Annotated in this window: 2 protein-coding genes; both read left to right on the top strand. The window is 69.1% G+C overall.

Annotated elements, in window-relative coordinates; genetic code table 11:
* On the top strand, window positions 1–1,892 hold a 1,892-nt coding region (locus AQJ67_RS47415), incomplete at its 5' end, for a type I polyketide synthase (protein WP_159058952.1).
* Window positions 1,893–1,913: 21 nt separating this feature from the next.
* Window positions 1,914–3,181, top strand: a 1,268-nt coding sequence (locus tag AQJ67_RS47410) for a beta-ketoacyl synthase N-terminal-like domain-containing protein (protein WP_167366263.1), incomplete at its 3' end; no start/stop codon positions are given.

Here is a 3,181-nt window from a genome sequence, read left to right as displayed (position 1 = left end):
TTCTCAAGCCTGTTGTCCCGGCTGGTGCGGGTGATGTGTCGCGGTGTGTGGTGGCAGGCGTGGGTGGTCAGGATCTGGCGATGGTCTTGGGTGTTCCCTGGCATCGGGAGTTGTCCGAGTGCCCGGAGGCGGATCTTGTCCTCCTGCCCGCGGGCGTCGATGCCGTCGGAGCGGACGGCGGTGACGTGGCCGTGGCGGCGCGTTCGGAAGTGTCCCGGGTGTTGGACTTGGTGCAGGAGTGGCTGGACAGTGATGAGCGCTCTGATGCACGTCTGGTGGTGGTGACCCGGAACGCGGTGTCCACGGGATCGGCCGACCGGGTCGAGGACGTGGTTGGGGCCGGGGTGCAGGGGTTGGTGCGGTCGGCGCGGTCGGAGCATCCGGGCCGGTTCGGGCTGGTGGACGTCGACGGCAGGGCCGAGTCCTGGCAGTGCCTGCCCACCGTGCTCGCGCCTGGTGACGAGGACGACTTCGAACTCGCCGTACGGGCCGGACAGGCGTACAGCCCCCGACTGACGCCGGCGAGCGTGGGTGAGTCGTCGGCCCCGTCGGTGGAGGCACGACCGGTCAACCCTGAGGGCACCGTGCTGATCACGGGTGGGACCGGGACGCTGGGCGGGTTGGTGGCGCGGGATTGGGTGCAGCGGCACGGGGTGCGGCATCTGCTCCTGGTGTCACGGCAGGGGCCGTCCGCACCGGGATCGCAGGAACTGGTCGACGAGTTGACCGGACTGGGCGCCCAGGTGCGGGTGATGGCATGTGATGTGTCGGACCGGGCGGCGCTGACCGCCGTGCTCGACACGATTCCGGATGAGCATCGCTTGACGGCGGTGGTGCATACGGCGGGTGTGGTGGACGACGGGATGGTGACGTCGTTGACGCCGGAACGGGTCGATGCCGTGATGCGTCCGAAGGCGGACGCGGCGTGGTACCTGCACGAAGCGACCGCCGGGCTGGACCTGGCCGCGTTCGTCCTGTTCTCGTCTCTGTCGGGTGTGCTGGGTGCGGCCGGACAGGCGGGGTACGCGGCGGCGAACTCCGTGCTGGACGCGATAGCCCAACAGCGCGCCGCCGGCGGCGAGTCCGCCGTCTCGGTGGCGTGGGGCATGTGGGCGCCGACCAGCGCGTTGACCGGGCAGCTGTCAGAAACCGACCGTCTTCGGATCGGCGCGACGGGGGTTGTGCCGCTGACGGCGGAAGAGGGAACGGCACTGTTGGACCGTGCCGTACGGTCGGGGCGGTCACTCGTGGCGGGGCTCCGCTGGGATCCGGCCGGTGTGCGTGCTGGTCAGCCGGTGTCGGGGCTGTTGCGCGGGCTGGTACGGGGCCCGGTCCGTCGTAGGAGTCTCGCCACTGTGCGGGACGGCGAGGCGGCGGGTACGGCGCTGAGGCAGCGCCTGGCCGGGCTGTCGGCCACTGAAGCTCAAGCCGTCCTGGCACAGGTGGTCACCACTCACACGGCGACCGTTCTGGGGCACGCCAGCCCGGAGTCGATACAGGCTGCTTCCGCGTTCCAGGAACTGGGCTTCGACTCGATGACCGCTGTCGACCTGCGCAACCGGCTCAACACGGTCACCGGCCTGCGCCTGCCGGCCACGCTGGTGTTCGACTACCCCACACCGGAGGCGGTGGCCGACCACCTTCGGTCGGAGTTGCGCCCCGACACCCTGGTGGCGGAGCCGTCCGAGGATGCGGACGTCCGTCTCGGAGAGACCTTGGCGGCCATCCCCGTCAGCCGCCTGCGCAAGGCGGGACTATTGGACCTGTTGCTACAGCTCGCTGGTGAAGACGGCGAGGCCGCGCAGACCACCACGTCCGGCGACGAGGTCTCGATCGACGAGTTGGACGGCGAGAGCCTGCTGCGCCTCGCGGCTGAGAACACCACGAACTAGCGACGATCGAGAGGTATTCCGATGAGTGACTCCATCGAGAAGTACGTTGAAGCGCTGCGGTCGTCGCTGAAGGAGATCGAACGCCTGCGCAAGCAGAACGAGCAGCTCGCCACGGCCAGGCTCGAGCCGGTGGCGATCGTGGGGATCGGATGCCGGTACCCGGGCGGGGTGTCCTCGCCGTCAGACCTGTGGGATGTGCTGGCCGGCGGGGTGGACGCCACTTCCGGGTTCCCGGTGGACCGGGGCTGGGAGCAGGCCGACGCCGATTTCCGCAGGGGCGGCTTCCTCCATGACGCGGCGGAGTTCGACGCCGGGTTCTTCGGTATCTCGCCGCGTGAGGCGTTGGCGATGGATCCGCAGCAGCGGTTGTTGCTGGAGACGGCGTGGGAAGCGCTGGAACGGGCCAGAATCGACCCTCACTCGTTGAAGGGCAGCAAGACCGGTGTGTACGCCGGGCTGATGTACCACGACTACAGCGAGCCGTTGAAGACGGCGGCAGACGAGATAGGGGGAATTCTGGGAATCGGCACTGCGGGAAGCGTGCTGTCGGGCCGGATCGCGTACGCGTTGGGCTTGGAGGGGCCCGCGGTGACGGTGGACACGGCATGTTCGTCGTCGCTGGTGGCCCTGCATTTGGCCACCCAGGCACTGCGGTCCGGGGAGTGCGATCTGGCACTGGCCGGTGGTGTGACGGTGATGGCCACCCCGGGAGCCTTTGCCGAGCAGAGCGGGTTGGCGGGCGACGGCCGCTGCAAGTCCTTCGCCGCCTCGGCCGACGGCACCGGGTGGGCCGAGGGCTCCGGCTTGGTGGTGGTGGAACGGTTGTCGGACGCTCAGCGCAACGGCCATCAGGTGCTGGCCGTGGTGCGGGGTTCGGCTGTGAATCAGGACGGCGCGTCGAACGGCTTGACCGCGCCGAACGGGCCGTCACAGCAGCGGGTGATCTTGCAGGCGCTGGACAGCGCTGGGCTGACCGCGGCTGAGGTGGATGCGGTCGAGGCGCACGGTACGGGCACCCGGCTGGGTGACCCGATCGAGGCCCAGGCTCTGTTGGCGACTTATGGGCAGGACCGGCCGGAAGGCCGTCCGCTGTGGTTGGGGTCCCTAAAGTCCAACATCGGTCACACCCAAGGCGCGGCAGGCGTGGGTGGTGTGATCAAGATGGTGTTGGCGATGCAGCGGGGTGTGTTGCCTCGGACGTTGCATGTGGATGAGCCGACGCCTGAGGTGGATTGGTCGGCGGGTGCGGTGGAGTTGCTGACTGAGCAGCGGCCGTGGCCGGTGGTTGG

Origin of the sequence: Streptomyces caeruleatus, from assembly GCF_001514235.1 — a bacterium.
Classification (GTDB): domain Bacteria; phylum Actinomycetota; class Actinomycetes; order Streptomycetales; family Streptomycetaceae; genus Streptomyces; species Streptomyces caeruleatus.
The sequence above is the reverse complement of the archived record's forward strand: the minus strand, read 5'-3'. Positions and strand labels throughout refer to the sequence as shown.